Source organism: Pulveribacter suum (assembly GCF_003013695.1).
GTDB classification, from domain to species: domain Bacteria; phylum Pseudomonadota; class Gammaproteobacteria; order Burkholderiales; family Burkholderiaceae_C; genus Melaminivora; species Melaminivora suum.
The window spans coordinates 2,141,619-2,166,448 of sequence record NZ_CP027792.1 but is presented as its reverse complement, the minus strand read 5'-3'; the positions used below and the strand labels follow the sequence as shown (position 1 = coordinate 2,166,448).

General features: G+C 66.3%; 25 protein-coding genes and 1 other RNA gene. 18 read left to right on the top strand and 8 right to left on the bottom strand.

Features of this window, described 5'->3' with window-relative positions:
• Position 1: 1 nt before the first annotated feature.
• Positions 2–380, top strand: a transfer-messenger RNA (tmRNA) gene (ssrA, locus tag C7H73_RS09975).
• 452 nt (positions 381–832) lie between these two features.
• On the opposite strand, the gene C7H73_RS09970 is transcribed toward ssrA, so the two are convergent.
• Positions 833–2,359, bottom strand: coding sequence for an NAD(P)H-hydrate dehydratase (locus C7H73_RS09970; RefSeq protein ID WP_106847622.1), 1,527 nt, complete (start codon positions 2,357–2,359; stop codon positions 833–835).
• A gap of 43 nt (positions 2,360–2,402) precedes the next feature.
• Positions 2,403–3,650: an FAD-dependent oxidoreductase gene (locus C7H73_RS09965; RefSeq protein WP_106846503.1), complete on the bottom strand. Its 1,248-nt coding sequence runs from the start codon at positions 3,648–3,650 to the stop codon at positions 2,403–2,405.
• 301 nt (positions 3,651–3,951) lie between these two features.
• Here C7H73_RS09965 and rpsB point away from each other — a divergent pair, with 301 nt between their 5' ends.
• From rpsB to C7H73_RS09880, 17 genes are all read left to right on the top strand, one after another.
• Positions 3,952–4,704 (top strand): 30S ribosomal protein S2, encoded by a 753-nt coding sequence (gene rpsB / locus C7H73_RS09960; RefSeq protein WP_106846502.1) that lies wholly within the window; start codon positions 3,952–3,954, stop codon positions 4,702–4,704.
• Positions 4,705–4,814: 110 nt separating this feature from the next.
• Entirely contained in the window at positions 4,815–5,708 is an 894-nt protein-coding gene (gene tsf, locus C7H73_RS09955) for a translation elongation factor Ts (protein ID WP_106846501.1), read from the top strand.
• A 64-nt stretch (positions 5,709–5,772) separates the two neighbouring features.
• A complete protein-coding gene (pyrH, locus tag C7H73_RS09950; protein ID WP_106846500.1) occupies positions 5,773–6,495 on the top strand; it encodes a UMP kinase in 723 nt (240 codons plus the stop codon).
• A gap of 61 nt (positions 6,496–6,556) precedes the next feature.
• Positions 6,557–7,117, top strand: coding sequence for a ribosome recycling factor (gene frr, locus C7H73_RS09945; RefSeq protein ID WP_106846499.1), 561 nt, complete (start codon positions 6,557–6,559; stop codon positions 7,115–7,117).
• Between the two features lie 56 nt (positions 7,118–7,173).
• On the top strand, positions 7,174–7,926 hold the full coding sequence (gene uppS, locus C7H73_RS09940) for a polyprenyl diphosphate synthase (RefSeq protein WP_106846498.1): 753 nt from the start codon (positions 7,174–7,176) through the stop codon (positions 7,924–7,926).
• 30 nt (positions 7,927–7,956) lie between these two features.
• Positions 7,957–8,817 carry a phosphatidate cytidylyltransferase gene (locus tag C7H73_RS09935; RefSeq protein ID WP_106846497.1) on the top strand — a complete coding sequence of 287 codons (861 nt, stop codon included), beginning with the start codon at positions 7,957–7,959 and terminating at the stop codon, positions 8,815–8,817.
• On the top strand, positions 8,814–9,989 hold the full coding sequence (gene ispC, locus C7H73_RS09930) for a 1-deoxy-D-xylulose-5-phosphate reductoisomerase (protein WP_106846496.1): 1,176 nt from the start codon (positions 8,814–8,816) through the stop codon (positions 9,987–9,989). The genes C7H73_RS09935 and ispC overlap by 4 nt, the downstream gene beginning before the upstream one ends.
• Before the next feature lie 102 nt (positions 9,990–10,091).
• Entirely contained in the window at positions 10,092–11,456 is a 1,365-nt protein-coding gene (gene rseP / locus C7H73_RS09925; protein WP_106846495.1) for an RIP metalloprotease RseP, read from the top strand.
• A 60-nt stretch (positions 11,457–11,516) separates the two neighbouring features.
• On the top strand, positions 11,517–13,814 hold the full coding sequence (bamA, locus tag C7H73_RS09920) for an outer membrane protein assembly factor BamA (protein WP_106846494.1): 2,298 nt from the start codon (positions 11,517–11,519) through the stop codon (positions 13,812–13,814).
• A complete protein-coding gene (locus tag C7H73_RS09915) occupies positions 13,814–14,341 on the top strand; it encodes an OmpH family outer membrane protein (protein WP_106846493.1) in 528 nt (175 codons plus the stop codon). The genes bamA and C7H73_RS09915 overlap by 1 nt, the downstream gene beginning before the upstream one ends.
• Positions 14,342–14,377: 36 nt before the next feature.
• Entirely contained in the window at positions 14,378–15,361 is a 984-nt protein-coding gene (gene lpxD / locus C7H73_RS09910) for a UDP-3-O-(3-hydroxymyristoyl)glucosamine N-acyltransferase (protein WP_106846492.1), read from the top strand.
• 15 nt (positions 15,362–15,376) lie between these two features.
• Positions 15,377–15,814, top strand: coding sequence for a 3-hydroxyacyl-ACP dehydratase FabZ (gene fabZ, locus C7H73_RS09905; protein WP_106846491.1), 438 nt, complete (start codon positions 15,377–15,379; stop codon positions 15,812–15,814).
• A gap of 39 nt (positions 15,815–15,853) precedes the next feature.
• A complete protein-coding gene (gene lpxA / locus C7H73_RS09900) occupies positions 15,854–16,648 on the top strand; it encodes an acyl-ACP--UDP-N-acetylglucosamine O-acyltransferase (protein ID WP_106846490.1) in 795 nt (264 codons plus the stop codon).
• Between the two features lie 25 nt (positions 16,649–16,673).
• Positions 16,674–17,834, top strand: coding sequence for a lipid-A-disaccharide synthase (gene lpxB / locus C7H73_RS09895; RefSeq protein WP_106846489.1), 1,161 nt, complete (start codon positions 16,674–16,676; stop codon positions 17,832–17,834).
• A 4-nt stretch (positions 17,835–17,838) separates the two neighbouring features.
• Positions 17,839–18,450 (top strand): ribonuclease HII, encoded by a 612-nt coding sequence (gene rnhB / locus C7H73_RS09890; RefSeq protein ID WP_405124756.1) that lies wholly within the window; start codon positions 17,839–17,841, stop codon positions 18,448–18,450.
• Positions 18,447–19,235: a TrmH family RNA methyltransferase gene (locus C7H73_RS09885; RefSeq protein WP_106846487.1), complete on the top strand. Its 789-nt coding sequence runs from the start codon at positions 18,447–18,449 to the stop codon at positions 19,233–19,235. The genes rnhB and C7H73_RS09885 overlap by 4 nt, the downstream gene beginning before the upstream one ends.
• Positions 19,236–19,357: 122 nt before the next feature.
• On the top strand, positions 19,358–21,154 hold the full coding sequence (locus C7H73_RS09880) for an ABC transporter transmembrane domain-containing protein (RefSeq protein WP_106846486.1): 1,797 nt from the start codon (positions 19,358–19,360) through the stop codon (positions 21,152–21,154).
• Positions 21,155–21,174: 20 nt separating this feature from the next.
• On the opposite strand, the gene C7H73_RS09875 is transcribed toward C7H73_RS09880, so the two are convergent.
• The 6 genes from C7H73_RS09875 to mmsB form a co-directional block, all read right to left on the bottom strand.
• The gene (locus tag C7H73_RS09875) at positions 21,175–21,429 is read right to left on the bottom strand and encodes a DUF2442 domain-containing protein (RefSeq protein ID WP_106846485.1); all 255 of its coding nucleotides are present in this window, start codon (positions 21,427–21,429) and stop codon (positions 21,175–21,177) included.
• 848 nt (positions 21,430–22,277) lie between these two features.
• Positions 22,278–22,589, bottom strand: a complete 312-nt coding sequence (locus tag C7H73_RS15555) for a hypothetical protein (RefSeq protein WP_157948345.1) — start codon at positions 22,587–22,589, stop codon at positions 22,278–22,280.
• A gap of 44 nt (positions 22,590–22,633) precedes the next feature.
• Entirely contained in the window at positions 22,634–22,909 is a 276-nt protein-coding gene (locus tag C7H73_RS15550) for a hypothetical protein (protein ID WP_157948344.1), read from the bottom strand.
• 81 nt (positions 22,910–22,990) lie between these two features.
• Entirely contained in the window at positions 22,991–23,374 is a 384-nt protein-coding gene (locus C7H73_RS15545) for a hypothetical protein (protein ID WP_157948343.1), read from the bottom strand.
• A 109-nt stretch (positions 23,375–23,483) separates the two neighbouring features.
• Positions 23,484–23,696, bottom strand: coding sequence for a hypothetical protein (locus C7H73_RS15540; protein ID WP_157948342.1), 213 nt, complete (start codon positions 23,694–23,696; stop codon positions 23,484–23,486).
• Positions 23,697–23,924: 228 nt separating this feature from the next.
• A complete protein-coding gene (gene mmsB, locus C7H73_RS09870) occupies positions 23,925–24,821 on the bottom strand; it encodes a 3-hydroxyisobutyrate dehydrogenase (RefSeq protein ID WP_106846484.1) in 897 nt (298 codons plus the stop codon).
• Positions 24,822–24,830 lie beyond the last annotated feature (9 nt).

Genomic DNA, 24,830 nt, shown 5'->3' with positions numbered 1-24,830 from the left:
TGGGGCTGTCCTGGTTTCGACGTGGGTTCGGAATCGGAGTGGTGCATGCCGAGCTTGAGTGACGCTCGTAAATCTCCATTCAATAAACCAACTGCAAACGACGAACGTTTCGCACTCGCCGCTTAAATACCGGTGAGCCTTGCAACAGCACGCTGATGGGCTGGGCAAGGGGGCCGCAAGGCCTCCCGGCTGCAAGGGAATTCACATCAGCTGGCACCGTGCCGGGTACCTTGGCATGGTGCGAGATTCAAGGGTACTGGTATCCTGTATAGCGTGCGCCTGCGCGATATGGGGTGCGAGATCCAAAACAGAACGCTAAGCATGTAGATCTGCCCGGTAAAGGCTTGCGGACGCGGGTTCAATTCCCGCCAGCTCCACCATTCAAGATACCGCCACACACTGAGAACCAAGGTGTGTGGCGGTTTTTTTTGGCTTGTGACTGCGCTGTGCAGAAAATTTTTCCAGGGTCCAGCTTTCTGGAAGTCACCGACGTGCGGTGGAAGGCCCTCGGGCACGACTTGGGTGCCGGCTGTGCGCCTCGTCAGGGCACGATCGTTGACTTCTCAGTCAAAAAACCCTGCAGGAACCAGCTGCTCAATTTGTGTATGTACCTGCGAGTCCGCCACCTGAGTTGTCTGGTGGGGCAAGACAGTCATGGCACCCGCGAGCAGGGCAAGCAGTACAGTCACTACGAAAGCGGCCAATGCTGGAGTGCTGGAGTACAAGGGGCGTTTCATGGCGATGACCTCGGGCGTCAGGGCAGTTGGTTCGGAAAGAGTGACGATCCGATTGAAATAGCTGCCTCGGTCGGCCCTTGTCAGACGTCAGCCAATCAGGCGGTGAGCGTACGGGCCAGCTTCAACGCGGTAAGGGCGCTGCTGCCGGGCCAATGGTCTGCTGCGGCGCCGTGTTCCCAGCAAGCGCTACAGGCTGCCTCGAAGGCGGCGTCCAGCGTCGCCGGTACGGCGGCCAAGCGTGCGCCCAGCAGGCCGGCCAGCACGTCCCCCGTGCCTGCCGTCGCCAAACGCGCGTTGCCGGTCGGATTGATGCGTGGTGTGTGGCCCTTGGCAGCAATGACGCTGCCGGAGCCCTTGAGCACCACGGCGCAGTGAAACCGGGCCGCCAACTCGCTGGCGGCGGCCAGGCGGTCTGCCTGTACGGCGTCTGTTTCGACCCCTAGCAGGCGCGCCGCCTCCAGCGGATGCGGGGTGAGCACTGTCGCCCGGTCCGTCCGGCTGGCGCGCGCCCTCAGCAGGCGCGCCATTGCCCCGTCGGTGGCAATGGCGTTGAGGGCGTCGGCGTCCAGCACCAGCCGCCCGGCCTGCAGCAAGATGGGCTCCAGCACTGCTGCAATGGCGATACCGCCGCCACAGCCAGCGACAGCGGTTACGCCGCCGTCAAGAGCCAGCGCCTCGAAGCGGCGCGGCATGCACTCCGGTTGCACGCTGGTCACGGTGGTCGCATCGGCGACGCCGTCCAGCAGGGCCACCAGCACCCGCCCGGCGCCGGCATGCAGGGCTGCACTGGCGGCCAGCAAGGCGGCGCCGGTCATGCCCATGCCGCGCGGGCCCACACCTTCGCCGCCGATGATGGCCACGTCTCCATAGCTGCCCTTGTGGCTGGCGTGTGGGCGTGAAGAGGGCCTGGGTGCTCCGGCCAGCCAAGCCGCGGGCGACGTACCTGCGTTGCCCACGCCGAGGTCATCGAACCAGACGCAGCAGGCTGCATCGCGTCCATGCGCGGTAAACAGCCCTGGTTTGAGGGTGAGCAACGCCAGGGTGTAGCGGGCAGCGATAGCCGGGCCACCGGGAGTCAGCCCCGGTGCAAACTGGCCGGTGTCTGCCATCAGGCCGGAGGGCAAGTCCACGCTCAGCACGGGCGTGGTGCCGGAGTGCAGGGCTTCCAGCCACTGCAGCAGACGCGCATCGGCAGGGTGGCGGCGCGGATGGGCAGTCAGTCCCAGGCCGAGCAGGGCGTCCACGCACAAATCCTGCGGGCCCAGGCTGGGCGGTTGCGAGGCAAATTCCACGCCTGCGTGGCGGGCCCGTAGCCAGGCCTGGCGGGCGTCGGGCGGCAGCTGCTGCGCGTCATCGGCCAGGCAGCTGACGACCACGTGCCGGCCTGCCGCACGCAGTGCCGCAGCAGCCTGCAGGCCGTCCCCGCCGTTGTTTCCGCTGCCGCAGGCCAGCCAGATGGTCCGCGCATGGGGCGCCATCGCCATCGCCAGCCGGGCCGTGGCTTGACCGGCGCGCTCCATCAGGGTGCAGGGCGGCAGCGCGGCAGCCGCAGCGGCCTCGATGTGCCGCGTGGCCTGGCTGGTGAAGAGCGGCTGGGGATGGGAGAAGTCTAGACGCAGCATGCCGGACATTGTGCGGCGCAGTGCCTGGCCGGAAGAGCCTGAATCAAAAACGCGCCAGGGCGAACGGCTCGGTATCCAGGCCGGGCTCGCGCCCGCCCAGCAGATCGGCCAGCATGCGCGCGCTGCCGCAGGCGTGGGCCCAGCCGCAGGCGCCGTGGCCGGTATTGAGCCACAGGCCGGGCGCCGGTCCGGCGCCGATGACGGGCGCGCCGTCGGGCAGGGTAGGGCGGGCACCGCGCCAGACCTGCACCTGGGACGACGACACCAGCGCGCCTCCCGGAAACCAGCCCGACAGGGCCAGGTACAAGGTGCGCAACGTGGCCTCGTCGTGCGCTCCGCCGGCCTCGGCCAGCTCGGCGCCCCCGGACACCCGCACGCGCTGGCCCTGGCGCGTGATGGTCACGCGGTGCTGCGGGTCGATGACGGCGCCCTGGGGCGCATGGCTTTCTTCGCGCAGCGGAGCGGTCACCGAATAGCCGTGCATGCCTGCCAGGGGCAGGCGCACGCCCAGCGGGCGCAGCAGCGCTGCGCTGGCCATGCCGGCGCACAGCACCACGGCGCCCGCGGCCAGGGGGGCGTCCTGGCCGACGAGATGCACACCGGGGCCGCCGGTCGCCAGCGCTTGCACCCGGGCATTGAAGAGGAAACGCGCGCCGCGCTCCTGCGCGGCCTGGCGCAGCAGCTGTGCGAACAGGCGGCAGTTGGCGGCCCCGCCCTCGGGGGCGTGCAGGGCGCCGGCCAGGGGCGCCTCTGGCGCCAGGCCGGGCTCGATCAGCCGGGCCGTATCGGCGTCCACCTCACGCACGGGCACGCCGGCGGCAGCCAGGGCCTGCAGCGCGGGCTGCGCCAGCTGCACTTCTGCGCGGCTGCGCAGCAACATCAGCGTCCCCGGGCTGGACTCGCTGTCCACATCCAGATCGTGGGCAATGGCACGCGTGCGCGCCAGGCTGGCCTGGCCCAGCGCGGCCAGCGCCAACAGCCGTTCGCCGGCGCCCGCGTCGCGTCCGGCCTGCCTCCAGCGCCACAGCCACGCCATGCCGGCAAGACCCGCTCCACGCACCAGGCGCAGTGCCGCGCGGCTGCCCAGCATGCGGCGGGCCAGCCGGCCGTCGGCGCCCGGCGCGGCCCAGGGGATGAGCAGCGAGGGCGCCAGCAGGCCGGCGCTGGCGAAGCTGGCCTGCTCGGCAGCGGCAGCGCGCTGCTCGACGACCGTGACCTCATGGCCGTCGCAAGCCAGTTCATAGGCGGTGGCGGTGCCGACAATGCCGGCGCCGACGATGATGATGTGCATGAAGATCGAAGCAAAATAGGCCTCCAGCGCTTGCTGGGCAAGCGCTGGCAGCTATGATTTTTGAGGGCTGGCGCGGTTGGAAAGACGGCGACCCATCGGGGCGCTGCCGGCCCGGGCGGCCTGTCTATGGTAGAATCCCGCGGTTTTGCCGAGAGCCCGAGCCTTCCCGCTGAAGGGGCGGCAGCGGCAAAGCAAATAGCAAACCAGCCCTTTCGAGGTGTTGCGCCGGCAGTCCCAGCGAAGGGATGCGGGCCGCAATGATTGGGGCTGGATTTTAGACCCAACCTTCGGAGTACTCATCATGTCCGTGACCATGCGCGAAATGCTGGAAGCCGGTGTCCACTTTGGCCACCAGACCCGCTTCTGGAACCCCAAGATGGCCCCCTTCATCTTCGGCCATCGCAACAAGATTCACATCATCAACCTGGAAAAGTCGCTGCCGATGTTCCAGGAGGCGCAGAAGTTCGTGCGCCAGCTGTCGGCCAACCGCGGCACCATCCTGATGGTGGGCACCAAGCGCCAGGCCCGCGAGATCCTGGCCGAGCAGGCGCAGCGTGCCGGCGTGCCTTTTGTTGACCAGCGCTGGCTGGGCGGCATGCTGACCAACTTCAAGACCGTGAAGACGTCCATCAAGCGCCTGAAGGACATGAAGACCCAGCAGGAAGCCGGCCTGGAGTCCATGAGCAAGAAGGAACAGCTGATGTTCGCACGTGAGCTGGACAAGCTGGAAAGGGACATCGGCGGCATCCAGGACATGAACGCCCTGCCCGACGCCATCTTCGTGATCGACGTGGGCTTCCACAAGATCGCCGTGGCCGAGGCCAAGAAGCTGGGCATTCCGCTGATCGGCGTGGTGGACTCCAACCACTCGCCTGAGGGTATCGACTATGTCATCCCCGGCAACGATGACTCGGCCAAGGCCGTGACGCTCTATGCCCGCGGCATCGCTGACGCCATCCTGGAAGGCCGCAACAACGCCGAGACCGAAATGGTCAAGGCCGTGGCCCCCGAGGGCAGCGACGAGTTCGTGGAAGTGCAGGAATCCGCCGCCTGACAGGCCCGGACCGCACGCGACGCGTCGCAGAAAAAGCGGGGCCCTGATGAGCCCCCTTTTTTTTAGCCCCCTTTTTTGCAGAGAACCGAACCGAGACAGGAGAGATAACGATGGCTGCTATTACCGCAAGCATGGTCGCCGAGCTGCGCGCCAAGACCGACGCCCCCATGATGGAGTGCAAGAAGGCCCTGACCGAAGCTGACGGCGACATGGCCAAGGCCGAAGAGCTGCTGCGCGTCAAGCTGGGCACCAAGGCCGGCAAGGCCGCCTCGCGCGTGACCGCCGAGGGCGTCGTGGCTGCCAGCATCGAGGGCACCACGGGCGCGCTGATCGAAGTCAACAGCGAAACCGACTTCGTCTCCAAGAACGACAGCTTCATCGCCATGGCCAACGCCGCCGCCAAGCTGGTGGCCGAGCACAAGCCCGCCGACATCGACGCGCTGGGCCAGCTGGCCTACGAGCAGGACGGCTTCGGCCCGACGCTGGAAGACGTGCGCAAGGGCCTGATCGGCAAGATCGGCGAGAACATGTCCTTCCGCCGCTTCAAGCACTTCAGCGGCACGCAACTGGCTTCGTACCTGCACGGCACGCGCATCGGCGTGGTGGTCGAGTACGAAGGTGACGCCAACGCCGCCAAGGACGTGGCCATGCATGTGGCCGCCATGAAGCCGGTGTCCGTGACGTCGGCCGAAGTGCCGGCCGAGCTGATCGAGAAGGAGCGCTCCGTTGCCGCCGCCAAGGCTGCCGAGTCCGGCAAGCCTGCCGACATCGCCGCCAAGATGGTCGAAGGTTCGGTGCAGAAGTACCTCAAGGAAGTGTCCCTGTCCGACCAGGTCTTTGTGAAGGCCGCCGACGGCAAGCAGACCGTGGCACAGATGCTCAAGGAAAAGAACACCACCGTGAAGGGCTTCACCCTGTACGTGGTGGGCGAGGGCATCGAGAAGAAGACCGACGACTTCGCCGCCGAAGTGGCTGCGCAGGTCGCCGCCGCCAAGGCCGGCTGATCGCCAGCCAGCCGCACCCCTGCCTTTCCTGACCCACCCACCTTTGCCTTACGGAGAATTGCCCATGACCGCCTCTCAGCCAGCCCACAAGCGCATTTTGCTCAAGTTGTCTGGCGAGGCCCTCATGGGCGACGACGCCTTCGGCATCAACCGCGCCACCATCGAGCGCATAGTGGCGGAGGTGGTGGAGGTCACGCACCTGGGCGTGCAGGTGGCCGTGGTCATCGGCGGGGGCAACATCTTTCGCGGCGTGGCCGGCGGCTCCGAGGGCATGGACCGCGCCACGGCCGACTACATGGGCATGCTGGCCACGGTCATGAACGCACTGGCCCTGGCCGACGCCATGGACAAGCAGGGCGTCACGGCGCGCGTCATGTCCGCCATCGACATCCAGCAGGTGGTTGAGCCCTACGTGCGCCCCAAGGCGCTGCAGTACCTGGAAGAGGGCAAGGTGGTGGTGTTCGCCGCCGGCACGGGCAACCCCTTCTTCACCACCGACACCGCTGCCGCGCTGCGCGGCGCGGAGATCGGCGCCGAGCTGGTGCTCAAGGCCACCAAGGTCGATGGTGTGTACACCGCCGACCCGATGAAGGACCCCACGGCCACGCGCTACGCCCGCCTCACGTTCGACGAGGCCATGGTGCGCAACCTGGGCATCATGGACGCCACGGCCTTTGCCCTGTGCCGCGACCAGAAGCTGCCCATCCGCGTGTTCTCGATCACCCGCCCCGGCGCGCTCAAGCGCGTGGTGATGGGCGAGGACGAGGGCACCTTGGTGTACGCTTGACCGCTTTGCCGCGCGGCGCCTGACTCAAGGCGCCACGCCCGCATGTGTTGAAGGAATTTCCATGACCATCGCCGACATCAAGAAGAACGCCGAAGGCAAGATGGAGCAGTCCATCGCCGCCTTCAAGAACAGCCTGTCCCGCATCCGCACGGGCCGCGCCAACCCGCAGCTGCTGGACACCATCCACGTCGATTACTACGGCTCCATGGTGCCGCTGTCGCAGGTGGCCAACGTGTCGCTGCTGGACGCACGCACCATCAGCGTGCAGCCCTGGGAAAAGAACATGGGCGCGAAGATCGAGAAGGCCATCCGCGAGAGCGACCTGGGCTTGAACCCGGCCTCCATGGGCGACCTGATCCGCGTGCCCATGCCGCCCATGAGCGAAGAGCGCCGCAAGGAAATGACCAAGCTGGCGCGCAACGAGGCCGAAGGCGCCAAGGTGGCCGTGCGCAACCTGCGCCGCGATGCCAACGAAGGCGTCAAGAAGCTGGTCAAGGATAAGCTCGCCTCCGAGGACGACCAGAAGCGCTCCGAAGCCGACGTGCAGAAGATCACCGACAAGTTCATCGCCGAGATCGACGCGCTGGCATCCGCCAAGGAGCAGGAGATCATGGCGATCTGAGCGGCCCGCGCTGCTGCACGACGCCTGATTCCTTTCGCCCGCACATCCGCCCCGCAATGCCGCCTGCCGCTGCCGCCGCCCCGCACCACATTGCCATCGTCATGGACGGCAACGGCCGCTGGGCGCGCCAGCGCTTTCTGCCGCGCCTGGCCGGCCACGCCCAGGGCGTGGATTCGCTGCGCCGCTGCGTGCGCGCCTGCGTGGCACGCGGCGTGGGCGTGCTGACGGTGTTCGCCTTCTCCTCCGAGAACTGGAACCGTCCGCAAGACGAGGTTTCAGGCCTGATGGGACTGCTGGCCAAGGCACTCGCGCGCGAGGTGCCCGAGCTCAGCCGCGATGGCGTGTGCGTGCGCTTCGTGGGCGAGAAGGCCGGCCTGTCGGGCAACGTGCGCAAGGGCCTGGAGCAGGCAGAGAGCCTCACGGCCGGCAACACCCGGCTGGTGCTCAACGTGTGCTTCAACTACGGCGGCCGCTGGGACATCACCCAGGCCGCCGCCCGGCTGGCCGCGCGTGGCGAGCCCATTACCGAGGCCAGCCTGCACGCCGCCATGGGCCTGGCGCACGTGCCCGACCCGGATCTCGTCATCCGCACGGGCGGTGAGATGCGCATCAGCAATTTCCTGCTGTGGCAGGCCGCCTACAGCGAGTTCTTTTTCAGCGACCGCCTCTGGCCCGACTTCGACGAAGCCGCGCTGGATGAGGCGATCGCGAGCTTTCGTGCCCGCGAGCGCCGCTTCGGCCGCACGTCCGAACAGGTGCAGCAGCAGCAGCCGGCGCCCGAGCGGCAGACCGAGCCGCTGCGCGCCTGACGGCGCCACAACCCAAGGGGGTCTCCCAGGATGCTCAAGCAACGCGTCATCACCGCCCTCATCCTGCTGGCCATCTTGCTGCCGGCGCTGCTGTATCCCTCGCCCGTGCCGTTTGCCATCGTCGCGCTGGTCATGATGGCCGCCGCCGCCTGGGAATGGGGCCGCCTCAACGGCCTGGAGCAGGGCGCCAGCGTGGGGATGGGCCTGCTGTGCCTGGCGGCCTGCGGCGCCAGCTGGGCGGCCGGATGGCTGGAGCAGCCGCTGTTTGGCCTGTGGATCGCCGGCGGCGCTGCCTGGGTGCTGGGCGGCGCCGCGCTGCTGCGCGCCGGGGTGGCCGGCTGGCCGCGCATTGCCCGGACGCTGCGCCTGGCGGGAGGCCTGGCCGCGCTGTGGCTGGCCTGGCTGGCCGTGGCCCAGGCACGCACCATCGGCATCAATTTCCTGCTGTCGGCGCTGACCCTGGTGTGGGTGGCCGACACGTTTGCATATTTCGCAGGCCGCAGCTTCGGCCTGCGCTTTACCAACGGCAAGCTGGCGCCGTCCATCAGCCCGGGCAAGAGCTGGGAGGGCGTGTGGGGCGGCATGGCGGGCGTGGTGCTGCTGGCCTGCGCGTGGGTCTGGCTGGACGGCTCGCGCGGCGCGGCCGTGCCCAGCCTCTACACCCTGCTGGCGCGCGCCGGCTGGTGGCTGCTGCTGCTGGGGGCCGTGTTCATGGCCGCCATGAGCGTGGTGGGCGACCTGGTCGAGTCGCTGGTCAAGCGCAGCGCCGGCGCCAAGGATTCCAGCCAGCTGCTGCCCGGCCACGGCGGCGTGCTGGACCGCATCGACGCGCTGCTGCCCACGCTGCCGCTGGCCCTGATGCTCAGCCACCTGGCTTCTCTCTCCGCATGACACAACGCATCACGGTGCTCGGCTCCACGGGCTCCATCGGCAAGAACACGCTGGACGTGGTGGCTCGCCACCCGGGCCGCTACGAAATCTTCGCCCTGAGCGCGGCCACCCAGGTGGACCTGCTGCTGGCGCAGTGCGCCGCCCATCGGCCGCGCTACGCCGTCATGGCCAGCGCCCCGCACGCGCGGCAGCTGGCCGAAAAAATCAAGGCCAATGGCCTTGCAACGCAGGTATTGCAAGCGCCAGATGCTCTTGAAACCATAGCATCGCATGAAGACGTCGATGCGGTCATGGCAGCCATCGTCGGCGCCGCCGGCCTGGCGCCCTGCCTGGCCGCGGCACGCGCCGGCAAGCGGCTGCTGCTGGCCAACAAGGAGGCGCTGGTGGTCGGCGGCGAGGTCTTCATGCGCGCGGTGAAGGACGGCGGCGCCACGCTGCTGCCCATCGACAGCGAGCATTCGGCCATCTTTCAGAGCCTGCCGGAAGACGCCGCCACCTGGCCGCGGCGTGTGCAGCACGTGCTGCTCACCGCCTCGGGCGGGCCGTTTCGCACGCGCGCGCCCGGCACGCTGCGCGATGTGACGCCGGGCGAGGCCTGCGCGCACCCCAATTTCTCCATGGGCCGCAAGATCTCCATCGACTCGGCCACCATGATGAACAAGGCGCTGGAGGTGATCGAGGCGCGCTGGCTGTTCGACCTGGCGCCCGAGCAGATCAAGGTGGTCATCCACCCGCAGCAGATCATCCATTCGATGGTGCAGTTCGTGGACGCGTCCATCATCGCCCAGCTGGGCACGCCGGACATGCGCGTGCCGATTGCCTGCGGCCTGGCCTGGCCCGAGCGGGTGGAAAGCGGCGCCGCGCCGCTGGACTTCGCCCAGCTGGCCGCACTGACCTTCGAGAAGGCGGACGCGGTGCGCTTTCCCGGCCTGCACCTGTCCTGGCAGGCGCTGGCCGCCGCGCCCGGCACCACGGCGGTGCTGAACGCCGCCAACGAGGTGGCGGTGGACGCCTTCCTCGGCGAGCGCATCCGATTCGACCAGATCCACGCCCTCAACCTGGCAACTTTGGAGGCGGTGGCGCCCTCCAACGCAGATTCGCTGCAGGGCCTGCTGGCGCTGGACGCGCAAACGCGCGCCGTGGCCTGCGAGCTGGTGCAGCGCTTCCAATAAGTGAGCTGCTCGCGCTTGTCTACTGCGGGTTTGCGGTAGTTTTCATGCTGAAAGCCTTGGTGCTCAAGCGCTAACAGCTATGGTTTTTGAAGGAGCATCTCCATGCTGCTGACCATCGTCGCCTTCATTGTCGCGCTGGGCCTGTTGATTGCCGTGCACGAATACGGCCACTACCGCGTGGCCGTGGCCTGTGGCGTGAAGGTGCTGCGCTTTTCCGTTGGCTTCGGCCGGCCGCTGCTGCGCTGGCAGCCCAAGGGCTCGCCCACTGAATTCGTCATCGGCGCCTTTCCCCTGGGCGGCTACGTGCGCATGCTGGACGAGCGCGAGGCCCCCGTGCCTGAGGCCGAACGCCACCTGGCCTTCAACCACCAGAGCCTGCGCAAGCGCGCCGCCATCGTCGCCGCCGGCCCGCTGGCCAACCTGGCGCTGGCGGTGCTGCTGTACGCCGTCGTCAACTGGAGCGGCGTGCAGGAGCCGCGCCCCATCCTGGCCAGCCCGTTCGCCGGCTCCGTGGCCAGCCAGGCTGGCCTGCACGGCGGCGAGCTGGTGCTGGACCAGGCCTTGGGCGATGACGAAGCCCGCCCCGTGCGCTCCTTCGAAGACCTGCGCTGGGCCCTGGCCCGCGGCGCGCTGGACGGCGAGGACGTGCGCCTGACCGTGCAGTCGCGCCCCGGCGGGCCCGAGCGCCAGGTACTGCTGCCCCTGTCCGCCATGGACGCCAGCCAGGCCGACGCCACGCTGTTTCGTGCCATCGGTATCGCCGGGCCCTGGACGCGCCCGGTGCTGGGCGGCCTGGTCGATGGCGGCGCCGCCCAGCGCGCCGGCCTGCGCGACGGCGACCTGGTGTTGCGCGTGGGCGCTGTCGACATCGTGGACGGCGCGCAGCTGCGCGAGGCCATCCGCGCTGCCGTGCAGGATGGCGCCGCCGTGGCCCAAGACTGGCGCATCGAGCGCGACGGCCGCACGCTGGCGCTGCCCGTCACGCCCGACGTGGCCGACGAGGCCGGCCGGCCCCTCGGACGCATCGGCGCCTATGTGGGCGCGCCGCCCGAGATGGTGCAGGTGCGCTACGGCCCGCTGGAGGGCTTCACGCTGGGTGCGCGCCGCACCTGGGAGGTGTCGGTGCTGACGCTGCGCATGATGGGCCGCATGGTCATCGGCCAGGCGTCCATCAAGAACCTGAGCGGGCCGCTGACCATTGCCGACTACGCCGGCCGCTCGGCCAGCATGGGACTGACCCAGTACCTCACCTTCCTGGCCCTCATCAGCGTCAGTCTGGGAGTGCTGAACCTGCTGCCGTTGCCGGTCCTCGATGGGGGGCACCTGATGTATTATCTTTGGGAGGGGGTGACCGGCCGCTGCGTGCCCGAGGCCTGGATGGAGCGCCTGCAGCGCGGCGGCGTGGCAGTGCTCCTGCTGATGATGACCATCGCTCTCTTCAACGACATCACCCGGCTTATTGGCTAACCCTTTCGCCGCAGCCGCCGCAACCACGCGCGCGGCGCCGGCGCCAGCTTCACTCCACTCATGAGAAAAACCATCAATCGCCTGGGCGTTCGCACTGCAACGGCCGTAGCGGCCCTTGCCCTTGCCGCCAACGCCGCCTGGGCGCTGCAGCCCTTCAAGGTGCAGGACATCCGCGTGGAGGGCCTGCAGCGGGTGGAGCCGGGCACCATCTTCGCGTCGCTGCCCATGCGCGTGGGCGACGAGTACAACGACGAAAAGGGCGCCGCCGCCATCCGCGCGCTGTTTGCCCTGGGCCTGTTCAAGGACGTGCGCCTGGAGGCTTCCGGCAACGTGCTGGTGGTGGTCGTGGAAGAGCGCCCCACGGTGGCCGACGTGGACTTCGCCGGCACCAAGGAGTTCGACAAGGACACGCTGAAAAAAGCCATGCGCGACGTCGGCCTGACCGAAGGCCGTCCGTTCGACAAGGCCCTGGCCGACCGCGCCGAGCAGGAATTGAAGCGCCAGTACATCAATCGCAGCCTGTACGGCGCCGAGGTGGTGACCACCGTCACGCCGATCGAGCGCAACCGCGTCAACGTGACCTTCACGGTGACCGAGGGCGACCCGGCCAAGATCAAGGAAATCCACATCCTGGGCAACCAGGCATTCAGCGAATCCACGCTCAAGGGCCTGTTCGACCAGGACACCGGCGGCTGGCTGAGCTGGTACACCAAGAGCAACCGCTACTCGCGCGCCAAGCTCAATGCCGACCTGGAGACACTGCGCTCGTACTACCTGGCGCGTGGCTACCTGGAGTTCCGCATCGACTCCACCCAGGTCGCCATCTCGCCGGACAAGCAGGACATCTCCATCACCGTCAACGTGACGGAGGGGCCCAGCTACGTGGTCTCGGGCGTCAAGCTCGAAGGCAACTACCTGGACCGCGACGACGAGTTCAAGTCGCTGGTCACCATCCGCCCGGGCGAGCCCTACAACGCCGATCGCGTGGCCGAAACCACCAAGGCCTTCACCGATCACTTCGGCAACTTCGGCTTCGCCTTCGCCCGTGTCGAGGCCGTGCCCGAGGTGGACCGCGAACACAACCGCGTGGCCATCGCACTGCGCGCCGAGCCGTCGCGCCGCGCCTACGTGCGCCGCATCAACGTCTCGGGCAACAACCGCACGCGCGACGAAGTCATCCGCCGCGAGTTCCGCCAGTTCGAGGCCTCCTGGTACGACGGCGACAAGATCAAGCTCTCGCGCGACCGCGTGGACCGCCTGGGCTACTTCACCGAGGTCAACGTCGAGACGCAGGAAGTGCCCGGCTCGCCCGACCAGGTGGACCTGGTGGTGAACGTGCAGGAAAAGCCCACCGGCTCGCTGCAGCTGGGCGCAGGTTTTTCCAGCGCCGAGAAGATCTCGCTGTCGTTCGGCATCAAGCAGGAAAACGTCTTCGGCTCGGGCAACTACCTGGGCGTGGACGTCAACACCAGCAAGTACCGCCGCACGCTCGTGTTCTCCACCACCGACCCGTACTTCACCCAGGACGGCGTCTCGCGCACGCTGGACCTGTACTACCGCACAGCCAAGCCGTATGAAGACCAGGGCGGCAACTACGAACTGGTGACGGCCGGCGCCAGCGTGCGCTTTGGCGTGCCGTTCAGCGAGACCGACACTGTGTTCTTTGGCGGCGGCGCCGAGCAAACACGCATCAAGGCGGGCACCAACATCCCCGCGGCCTACCTGTCGTATGCCGAGAAGTTCGGCTACTCCAGCTTCGCCGTGCCGCTGACCATCGGCTGGTCGCGCGACGACCGCGACAGCGCGCTGGCGCCCAACTCGGGCCGCTACCAGCGGCTGAATTCCGAGTGGTCGGTGGCGGGCGATGCGCGCTACGTGCGGGCCAACTACCAGTACCAGCAGTACGTGCCCCTGAACAAGCAGTTCACCATCGCCTTCAACGGGGAGCTGGGCGTGGGCAAGGGCATGAACGGCCGGCCCTTCCCGGTGTTCAAGAACTTCTATTCGGGCGGCCTGGGTTCGGTGCGCGGTTTCGACCAGGGCACCCTGGGCCCGCGCGACGTGACGGGCGCGTCGCTCGGCGGCCCCAAGAAGATCACCCTCAACGCCGAACTCATTGCGCCGTTCCCCGGCGCCGGCAACGACCGCACGCTGCGCTGGTTCACCTTCGTGGATGCCGGCAACGTCTATGGCGAGAATGAGAAGTGGGAGCTGAGCGACATGCGCGCCTCCGCCGGCATCGGCCTGAGCTGGATCTCCCCGCTGGGCCCGCTGCGCATCGCCTATGCCCAGCCGGTGCGCAAATTCGCCGGCGATAGAATCCAGAAACTGCAATTCCAGATCGGAACGTCCTTCTAATGAAATCGTTTGTCCGCCAATTCCCCCTGGCCGTCCTGCTGGGCGCCATGGCCATTGCCGCTCCCGCCCAGGCGCAGGAGTTCAAGGCCGGCTTCGTGAACACCGACCGCGTCTTCCGCGAGGCCAGCTCCGCCAAGGCGGCCCAGGCCAAGCTGGAGCAGGAATTCTCGCGCCGCGAGAAGGAGCTGGTCGATCAGGGCAGCACCCTGAAGTCCGCCACCGAGAAGTTCGAGCGCGAGGCGCCCACCATGGCAGAGAGCCAGCGCGCATCGCGCCAGCGCCAGCTGGTGGACCAGGACCGCGACTTCCAGCGCAAGCGCCGCGAGTTCCAGGAAGACCTGAGCGCCCGCAAGAACGAAGAGCTGAGCCAGGTGCTCGAGCGTGCCAACCGCATCGTCAAGCAAGTGGCCGAGGCCGAGAAGTACGACGTCATCCTGCAGGAAGCCGTCTACATCAACCCCAAGCACGACATCACCGACAAGGTCATCAAGGCCATGAACGCGGCACCGGCGAACGGTGGCAAGTAACCGGCCCGGGGCCGGTGGAGCCAGGGTGGGCGGCGCGTGAGCTTGCGGCTGGGAGCCATCGTCGATGCGCTGGGCGGCGCGCTTGAAGGCGCCAGCCGGGAGGCCCAGGTCCATGCCATCGCCCCCCTGCAGACGGCCGGCAGCGATGCGCTGTCCTTCCTGAGCAATCCGCGCTATCAGTCGCAGCTGGCCGCCTCGCAGGCGGCCTGCGTCATTGTGGGCCCTGCGATGCGCGAGGCGGCGCTGGCGCGCGGCGCCTGCATCGTGGCAGCCGACCCCTACGTGTACTTCGCCCGCGTCACGCAGCTGTGGGCGCGCGAGCACCGGCACGAGGACGACCAGGCCGGCATCCACCCCAGCGCCGTGGTGCATGCGCTGGCGCAGGTACACCCGACGGCCCGCATCGGCCCGCTGTGCGTGGTCGAGCGCGGCGCCGTCATCGGCGCGCACACGCAGCTCAAGTCGCGCGTCACCGTGGGCGAGCATTGCCAGCTTGGCGAGCGCTGCATCGTGCACCCGGGCGTGGTCATCGGCGCCGACGGCTTTGGCTTTGCACACGAGGCCGGCCAGTGGGTCAAGATCGAGCAGCTGGGCGCCGTGCGCATCGGCGACGACGTAGAGATCGGCGCCAACACCTGTATCGACCGCGGCGCCCTGGGCGACACCGTGATCGAGGACGGCGTGAAGCTGGACAACCTGATCCAGATCGCCCACAACGTGCACATCGGCCGGCACACCGCCATGGCCGGCTGCTCGGCGGTGGCCGGCAGCACGAAGATCGGCGCGCACTGCACCATCGCGGGGGCGGCATCCATCATCGGGCACCTGGAGTTGGCGGACAATGTGCACATTTCCACCAACACGGTGGTCACGCACTCCATCTCCCGGCCGGGGCAGTACACGGGCGTGTTCCCCATGGACGACAATGCCCGCTGGGAAAAGAACGCCGCCACACTGCGCCAGCTGCACAAGCTGCGTGAACGCATCAAGGCTCTCGAACAGACTCGCAAAGACGGCTAGGCCGCTCAAACAACAATGGATATCCATCAGATTCTCAAGCTCCTGCCGCACCGCTACCCGTTTTTGCTGGTGGACCGTGTGGCCGAGCTCGAACGCGGCAAGCGCATCCAGGCGATCAAGAACGTCACCATCAACGAGCCCTTCTTTACCGGTCACTTTCCCGCGCGCCCCGTCATGCCGGGCGTGCTGATGCTCGAGGCGCTGGCCCAGGCGGCCGGCTTGCTGTCGTTTGACATGATGGGCGAGGCCCCGGGCGCCGACAAAGTCTTCTATTTCGTCGGCATCGACGGCGCGCGCTTCAAGCGCCCCGTGGAGCCGGGCGACCAGCTCATCCTGGATGTGGAGCTGGACCGCATCAAGGGCGGCATCTACAAATTCAAGGGCGTCGCTCGCGTGGGCGACAGTGTGGCCTGCGAGGCCGAGATCATGTGCACCATGCGGACGGTGGCCTGAGGCGTTGTTGCCGCAGCAGCAGCCAGGGCAGGGCGCCGCGTGAGCTCCTCCAGCATCCATCCCACCGCCATCGTTGACGCCGCCGCGCGGCTGGGCGAGGGCGTCTCGGTCGGGCCATACGCCGTCATCGGCCCGCACGTGGCCATCGGCGCGGGCACCAGCGTCGGCGCGCACTGCGTGATCGAGGGCCACACCCGGATCGGCGCGGACAACCGCATCTTTCAGTTCGCCTCACTGGGCGCCGCCCCGCAGGACAAGAAATACGCCGGCGAGCCCACGCGCCTGGTCATCGGCGACCGCAACACCATTCGCGAGTTCTGCACCTTCAACACCGGCACGGTGCAGGACGCGGGCGTGACCACGCTGGGCGACGACAACTGGATCATGGCCTACGTGCATGTCGCGCACGACTGCACCGTGGGCAACCACACCGTGCTGGCCAACAACGCCACACTGGCCGGCCACGTCCACGTGGGCGACCATGTCATCCTGGGCGGGCTGACGGGCGTGCACCAGTTCTGCCGCATCGGCGCGCACGCCATGGCCGGTTTTGCCAGCCATGTCTCCCAAGATGTGCCGCCCTTCACCATGGTGGACGGCAACCCGCTGGCCGCCCGCGGCTTGAACACCGAAGGGCTGCGCCGCCGGGGCTTTTCCGGCGCGCGTATCGGTGCTCTCAAGCAGGCCTACCGCCTGCTGTACCGCCAGGGCCTGACCCTGCAGGCGGCGCTGCAGGCGCTGGACGCGCTGGCGCAGGACAGCGCCGAAGGCGCCGCCGACGTGCGCCAGCTGCGCGACTTCGCCGCGCAGTCGCGCCGCGGCATCGTGCGCTGATCCAACCATTGGGCGGGCAGGCGAGATGCACATCCCACCACGCGTTGCCATGGTGGCCGGCGAGACGTCCGGCGACCTGCTGGCCGGCCTGCTGCTGGACGGCCTGCGCGCGCAGTGGCCCGACGTGGCCAGCATGGGCATCGGCGGGCCGCGCATGCAAGAGCGCGGCTTCGACGCCTGGTGGCCCAGCGAGCGCCTGGCCGTGCACGGCTACAGCGTCGAGCTGGTGCGCCGCCTGCTGGGCCTGGTGCGCATCCGCAAGGCGCTGGGCACGCGCCTGCTGACCACCGACCGGCCCGACGTCTTCATCGGCGTGGACGCGCCCGACTTCAACCTCGGCCTGGAGGCGCGCCTGCGCGCGCGCGGCGTGAAGACCGTGCACTTCGTCTGCCCCTCCATCTGGGCCTGGCGCGCCCAGCGGGTGGAGACCATCCGCGCCAGCTGCGACCACGTGCTGTGCATCTTCCCGTTCGAGCCCGAGCTGCTGGCGCGCCACGGCATCGCCGCCACCTACGTCGGCCACCCACTGGCCCGCGTCATCCCGCTGCAGCCTGACCGGCTCGCCGCGCGGCGCGCGCTGGGCCTGGACGAACAGGGCGAGGTGCTGGCCATCCTGCCCGGCAGCCGCTCGGCCGAGGTGGCTTACATCGCCAAACCCTTCTTTCAGGCGGCAGCGCTCGTCAAGCAAGCGCGGCCAGCTATCACACTGATAGTGCCGGCGGTGCCCGCGCTGCAGGACCGCATCCGCCGCATCGCTGCCGAATGCGGCCTGGCAGACGCCCTGACCATCGTCACCGGCCAGTCCCACGCCGTGCTGGCCGCCTGCGACGCGACGCTGATTGCCAGCGGCACCGCCACGCTGGAGGCGGCGCTGTTCAAGCGCCCCATGGTCATCGGCTACCACATGCACCCGATCAGCTGGCGCCTGATGCGCGCGAAGCAGCTGCAGCCCTGGGTCGGCCTGCCCAACATCCTGTGCCGCGACTTCGTCGTGCCCGAGCTGCTGCAGGACGCGGCCAGCCCCCAGGCCCTGGCGGCGGCCGTCACCGACTGGCTGGACGCCTATCGCCACCAGCCCGCGCGCATCGCCGCGCTGCAGCAGCGCTTCACCGCGCTGCACGAAAGCCTGCTGCGCGACACTCCGCGCCTTGCCGCCCATGCCATCCAGACGCTTTTGCAGGCCTGACAACATGCAAGCCACGCTGAACTGGCACGCGCCCGGCCTCATGGCCGGCGTGGACGAGGCTGGCCGCGGCCCGCTGGCCGGGCCCGTGGTGGCCGCCGCCGTCATCCTGGACGACGCCCGGCCCATCGCCGGCCTGGCCGATTCCAAGGCCCTGACCGCTACCCGGCGTGAGCGCCTGTACGACGAGATCTGCGCCCACGCGCTGTGCGTCAGCGTCGCCCAGGCCAGCGTGCAAGAGATCGATGAACACAACATCTTGCAGGCCACCCTGCTGGCCATGGCCCGCGCCGTGCAGGGCCTGCGCCTGAAACCCGCCCGCGTGCTGGTGGACGGCAACCGCCTGCCCGTGCTGAGCGTGCCGGCGGAGGCCGTCGTGCAGGGCGATGCGCTGGTGCAGGCCATCTCGGCCGCCTCCATCCTGGCCAAGGTCACGCGCGACCGCTGGTGCCAGCAGCTGCACGCCGACTGGCCGCACTACGGCTTTGCCGAACACAAGGGCTACGGCACCGCCCGCCACCTGGCTGCGCTGGCCGAGCACGGCGCCTGCCCGCAGCACCGCCGCTCGTTCGCCCCCGTCGCCCGCGCGCTGGCGGCCAAGTCCACCATTGCCGCATGACCGCCGCCCACGCACCCACCTTCATCCAGTCCGCCGATAACGCCTTCGTGAAAGACCTGCGCCGCCTGGCCCAGGGCACGACCGCCTACCGCCGCCAGGGCCGCGTGTGGGTCGAGGGCGACCACCTGTGCGGCGCTGCGCTGGCGCGCGGCCGACAGCCGGCTGTGGCCGTGTTTTCAGAGTCTTTTTGGCCTCTAGCGCCCGCCCAGTATGCGCAAGCAGCTATCAAAAGCATAGTGTTGCTGGACGCGTTGTGGGCCAGCATCAGCGCGCTCGAATCCCCCGCCGGCATGGGCTTTGTGCTGGACTGGAGCGAGCCCGCCCAGCTGCAGCCGCACGCCCCCACCGTGGTGCTGGACCGGCTGCAGGACGCCGGCAACGTCGGCTCCATCCTGCGCTGCGCGGCGGCCTTCGGCTTCACGCAGATCGCCGCCATCAAGGGCACGGCCGCGCTGTGGTCGCCCAAGGTGCTGCGCGCCGGCATGGGTGCGCACTTCGCGCTGCAGCTGGTCGAAGGGCTGGAGGTGCAGGCGCTGCTGGATGCGCTGCAGGCGCCGCTCTTGGTCACCAGTTCGCACCAGGGCGACTTGCTGCACCGCGCCGCGCTGCCCTGGCCCTGCGCCTGGGTGATGGGGCACGAAGGGCAGGGCGTGTCGCCCCTGCTGGAGCAGCGCGCCAGCCAGCACATCCGCATCGCCCAGCCGGGCGGCGAGGAGTCGCTGAACGTGGCCGCCGCCGCCGCCATCTGCCTGCACGCCAGCGCGGCGGGCTGCCTGGGCCGCTGAAGCAGCACGCTGCGGACAATCGCGGCAAGGGCCTGTCCTGCAGAGCGGTGTTGGCGCATGGCGGCAGAGAATGGGCGTTGCGCCCTTTTCAGCAAACGACCCGCCCACGCCCGAAAGTAAAAATGGAACCCGCTACCCGCCCCCAGCGCGGCCAGCCGCGCGCCCTGCGTGCGCTGCTGCCCTTTCTGCGCCCCTACCGTTGGCCCATCGCCGCCGCCCTGGCCCTGCTGCTGCTGGCCGCCGCGGCCACGCTGGCCTTCCCGATGGCGCTGCGCCAGCTGATCGACCAGGGCCTGCCCGGTGGCGGTGACGCGGGCGCCCTGCGCGTGCACTTCGCGCTGCTGTTCGGCGTGGCGGTGGCCGTGGGCGTGTTCTCGGCCGGGCGCTACTACGCCATGAGCTGGCTGGGCGAGCGCGTCACCGCCGACCTGCGCAGCCGCGTGTACGCGCAGGTGCTGCGGCAAAGCCCGGCGTTTTTTGAAACCACGCAGAGCGGCGAGGTGCTGTCACGCCTGACGGCCGACGCCGCGCTGTTGCAAACGGTGATCGGCTCGTCGTTCTCGATGGGCCTGCGCAACGCGGTGCTGGGCCTGGGCGCGCTGGCGATGCTGGTGTGGACCAACCCGATGGTCATGCTGGTGGCGCTGGCCGCCGTGCTGGTCGTCGTGCTGCCCACGCTGTGGATCGGGCGCAGCGTGCGGCGCCTGTCGCGCGCCAGCCAGGACCGCGTGGCCGACGCTAGCGCCATCGCCGCCGAGGTGCTGGCGGCCGTGCCGGTGGTGCAGGGCTTCACGGCCGAGGGCCGTGAGGCCGCGCGCTTTGCCACGGCGGCCGAGACCGCCTTTCGCATCGCCGTGCGCCGCAGCGGCGCGCGGGCGCTGCTGGTTGCCTTCATCATCATCGCCAACGCCGCGCTGCTGCTGTGGGGCCTGTACCGCGGCGCCGAGGCCGTGCTGGCCGGGCAGATGAGCGCCGGCAGCCTGGGGCAGACGATCGTCTACGCGCTCTTCCTGGCCGGCGCCGTGGCCGTGCTGGGCGAGGTGTACGGCGACCTGCTGCGCGCGGCCGGTGCCATGGAGCGGCTGATGGAGCTGCTGGCCACCGAGCCGGACATCCGCTCGCCCGAAGGCGCCCACGGCGCGGCGCTACCGTTGGGCTCTGCGTCAGACGCGCCGCTGGCGCTGGCCTTCGAAGGCGTGACGTTCCACTACCCGTCGCGTCCGGAGCGGCCCGCGTTGAGCGACTTCACCCTGCGCGTGGCGCCCGGCGAGACCGTGGCGCTGGTCGGCGCCAGCGGCGCGGGCAAGTCCACCGTGTTCCAGCTGCTGCAGCGGTTTTACGACGTGGGCGCGGGGCGCATCGTGCTGGGCGGGCAGGACGTCCGCCAGTGGAACCTGCACGCGCTGCGCGAGCGCATCGCCACCGTGCCGCAGGACGCGGTGATTTTTTCCAGCAGCGCGCTGGACAACATCCGCTACGCCCGGCCCGACGCCAGCCGCGAGGAAGTCATCGCCGCCGCGCGCGCCGCCTTCGCGCACGACTTCATCGAGGCGCTGCCCGACGGCTACGACACCTTCTTGGGCGAGCGCGGCGTGCGCCTGTCGGGCGGTCAGCGCCAGCGCATCGCCATCGCGCGGGCGCTGCTCAAGCATGCACCGGTGCTGCTGCTGGACGAAGCTACCAGCGCACTGGATGCGCACAGCGAGCGGGCCGTGCAGCAGGCGCTGGACGCCGCGCTGGCGCAGCGGGCGGGCAGCCGCATCACGCTGGTCATCGCGCACCGGCTGGCGACGGTGCAGCACGCGGATCGGATCGTGGTGCTGGAGCAAGGAAGGGTGGTGGAGATGGGGCGTCACGCGGAGCTGGTGGCGCAGGGGGGCGTGTATGCGAAGCTGGCGCGACTGCAGTTCAGCGTGTGAGCGGTGCCGTTCGGGACTGGTCAGGACTGCTTCGACAGCAGAGGAAAAGCGCGAGGATCGCGGATGGATTCGACGGATAGGTCAATGTCGAGCTGCGGCCAGTGCAAATGGTTCGGCGTGGGGCGCCGAACATCCGCGATCTGCTCGATCGTGGCCTGCGCAAACCACGGGAATTCGGAAAACGGCACATGAAGTTCCTCGTCCCCCAACAGCAGCCACAGGCCGCGTGGTGAAACGTTGGTGACTTCAGCCTCCAAAGTGATAGTGCCGGGCATGCTGGATCTGCTCTACACGCGCATCAAGCCAAGTCTTCTGCAATGAAGGTAAACATCAGCGCATTGATTAATGCCCCTTCAGCTTTCGCACGTATAAATAGCTAGCTAATCAGCGTGAGCTGATGCCGCCACATGCGACAGAGTAGCCCTGCCACTCATCAAGTGCGCGGGAACCTATACACGCCATTTTGTCTCTTTTATTCTTTTCGAAGATTCGGTAACCTCTATGCGCCAACTAGCGGCCTGAGTTCAGCCGATGCTGTAGGCGGTCGGCTGCGACGAATAATTTGGGTGCGCAAACGGCGATGCTACTCCGCTTTGTACGTGTTTAGCGCGCGCAAGACAGACAAAGACGCTGAGAGCTTCTTGAGTGTGGCAGAAGCCTTATCTGCCTCTTTGACATCGGTCTCCGCGTTCTGCTTGATCTCTTTGAGGGCGTCTCGAAGCTCTACCAATTCGTCGAGAAAACTTTCTGGAAGTTCGGCTGTAAGCCATTCATCTCCGCATTTTCGACAGACGAGCCCACGCCTGAACCATTGGATATCGGTGTGATCTCTACGATGCCAGCGCTGTCCAGAACTTTCGCCAAGCGATGAAGGATTGACTGCGGCGAAAACCTACACTGATTGGCATGAAGGGCACCATTTCTTCGTTCCACCTTGGCTTACTCGACTCATCAAATTTGCCTAAAATTTTCAAGGACGGCCTAATGGCCTGAGTTTAGACGCCGCCGTAGGCGGTCGGTTGTGAAGAATAGTTAGGCCAACGGGTCAAAATAAGCAGTGAGATTTGACTGATCATATTTTGTTATGTTTAAATCGACGATAATTTGCAAAATATTAATTATATTAACTTCTATTGAAGCGGTTATTGAAATATATCTCTCTCGCGGTTAATATTTCTGAGAAAAATTCTTTATGCTGCATGAGGAAGTCGCCAAATTGATTTTTTGACATATGCAATATTTCGATGTATAGCTCATCGCTGTCCCATTTTACTTTGCATATTTCTATGGATTTTTCCCATAAATTAGAAAATGCGGCGCGATAAATATCTAAATCAAAGTTTACAGGGCGGCCAACTAAAAACCAGAATACGTTAATTATCACAATTGTTTTTTTATCTGGATTCTTTGGAAAACTCTTATCGTCTGAGGTCATCCAATATTGTGATTTTTTGTTATTAAATTTTTTGATAATTTTATCTATCGCCTCTGCATTTTTTTGATTTTTAATAAATCGCCTGGATCGATGTGAGTTAGATTTTTTGTTTTTTCAATTGCAGCGATAATTTGAATTTCATTTGCAGACTCATTATTGTCTTTTATATTTTCCCATAGTGATAGCGCTTCATTGTATTTATCAATCGCATTAAATTTCTTGAAATTTTCATGTCTTGCTTTTATTTCAGATATGTATGAGTCAATGAAGTGGTTTTTGTTTTTAATGTAAATTTCTATAATTGTTTCTTTGTCGAGCACTTGGGCCTCCAGTATCCTATCGTTTGAGTTAAGCCGCGCTTCGAAGCAGCGTCGGCTTGGACGAATTGTTAGCTTGCATGATTAGAGACTGCGACCGGTGGCGGCCTGCATGCCAATGCGTTGACGCTCAATCAAAATCTTTGCGTGGTTGTCCAGGAGTGCTTGTACAAGGGCAGCTTTCTCCGTTGACTCGGAACTAGCTAGGTCTTTTACGAGATCTGCCATTTTGGCTGTGAATTCAGCTGTACTTTCCGCCTCAGCAAGTGAAGTGCGCATTGCAATCATTTCTGGCCGAGAGGAAAGCATATCTATAGCTGTTTTATTCAACTCGCTTTGCCAGCCAATAATCTGAGATTTGATCTCTTGGAGTGTGCGATCTGCTGCTGCAGACTGCTGCCGGGCGTTCCACCAGAACAATATGGACAGCACCAAACTTATAAGTGCAACGATTTGGTCGAGCGTCACATTAGATCCTTAAAGGCTAACGTTGAAGTTCAGTGGTTGCCGAAGGCAATCCACTGCAACGCCAAGTTAGGCGCTGGGTGGTTGAACTGACACGCTAGGCTCAAGTTGGTCACGACTGGTCGCGTACAGCATCTGAGACACTTTCTACAGCCTTAATTATCTGGGCTGTAGCAGATAGGTCTTTGTGCCATTGCAGCTCGTCTTCAACAGAAGACATGCTGTACTTTATGTCATCTAATACATCCAATTTGTCTGCTATCCGCTCAAGCGCGGCCAAAATGCTCTCGTTCTGTTCAACAATAGTTTGAAGAAGCTCTTCCAATTTTAGATCCTTTGGTGTTTTTATCTGAATGGCTAACTAAGATTAAACGACACTCCGGTCACGTGTCTTTGTCATATAACAGATCGCCGGGCCGCCCTATTGCAGGGGATGGTTCGGCATAGCCCCGCTTAGGCAAACCTAAAATTTCCCGGATAGAAAAAAACTACGGGCGCTGTAACTACATGCTACAGCGCCCGTGCGTTTCGGTAAAGCCGCTACGTCAGCAACTCACCCCTTCTTCTGCACCATCTTGATGACACTGGAGAAATCCTCCCCGCTGTGCCCACCCAAGCTATGCGCCGCATACAACGCCCGCGCCAACCCGCCCAGCGGCGTGCTCGCCTTCATCGCCATCGCGTTCTCCTGCGCCAGCCCCAGGTCCTTCAGCATCAGGTCCGTGCCGAACCCGCCCGCATAACCCTTGCTCGCCGGCGCGTTCTCGTGCACGCCGGGATACGGGTTGTATTTCTCCAGCGCCCAGTTGCCGCCCGAGCTGCGGCGCATGATTTCAGCCAGCACCTTCGGGTCAAGCCCATTAGCCACGCCCAGGGCCATCGCCTCGCTGGTGCCAATCATCAAAATGCCCAGCAGCATGTTGTTGCAGATCTTGGCGGTCTGGCCCGCGCCCACGCTGCCGGCGTGGAAGATATTGGCGCCCATCTTCTCCAGCACCGGGCGGGCGCGCTCCAGGTCGGCGTCAGTGCCGCCGACCATGAAAGTCAGCGTGCCGGCAATGGCGCCGCCCGTTCCGCCGGAGACGGGCGCATCAATGAAGGCGATGCCGGCAGCCTCGGCGGCCTTGGCCACCTTCTGGCTGGTGGCGGCGGCAATCGTCGAGCTGTCGATGACGAGCGTGCCTTTGGCGATGTGCTGCAGCAGGCCGTCCTGGCCACCCTTGCCCAGGAACAGCGCCTCCACATGCTGGCTGGCGGGCAGCATGGAGACGACCACCTCGGCGCCCTGCACGGCGTCCTCGGCGCTGGTGGCAAGGGTCAGGCCCTCGGTGCGCGCCTTGTCGCAGGCGTCCTGGCTCAGGTCGAAAGCACGAATGTGGTGGCCGGCCTTGTGCAGGTTGACGGCCATCGGGCCGCCCATGTGGCCCAGTCCGATGAAGGCGATTTGCATGGTGTGTCT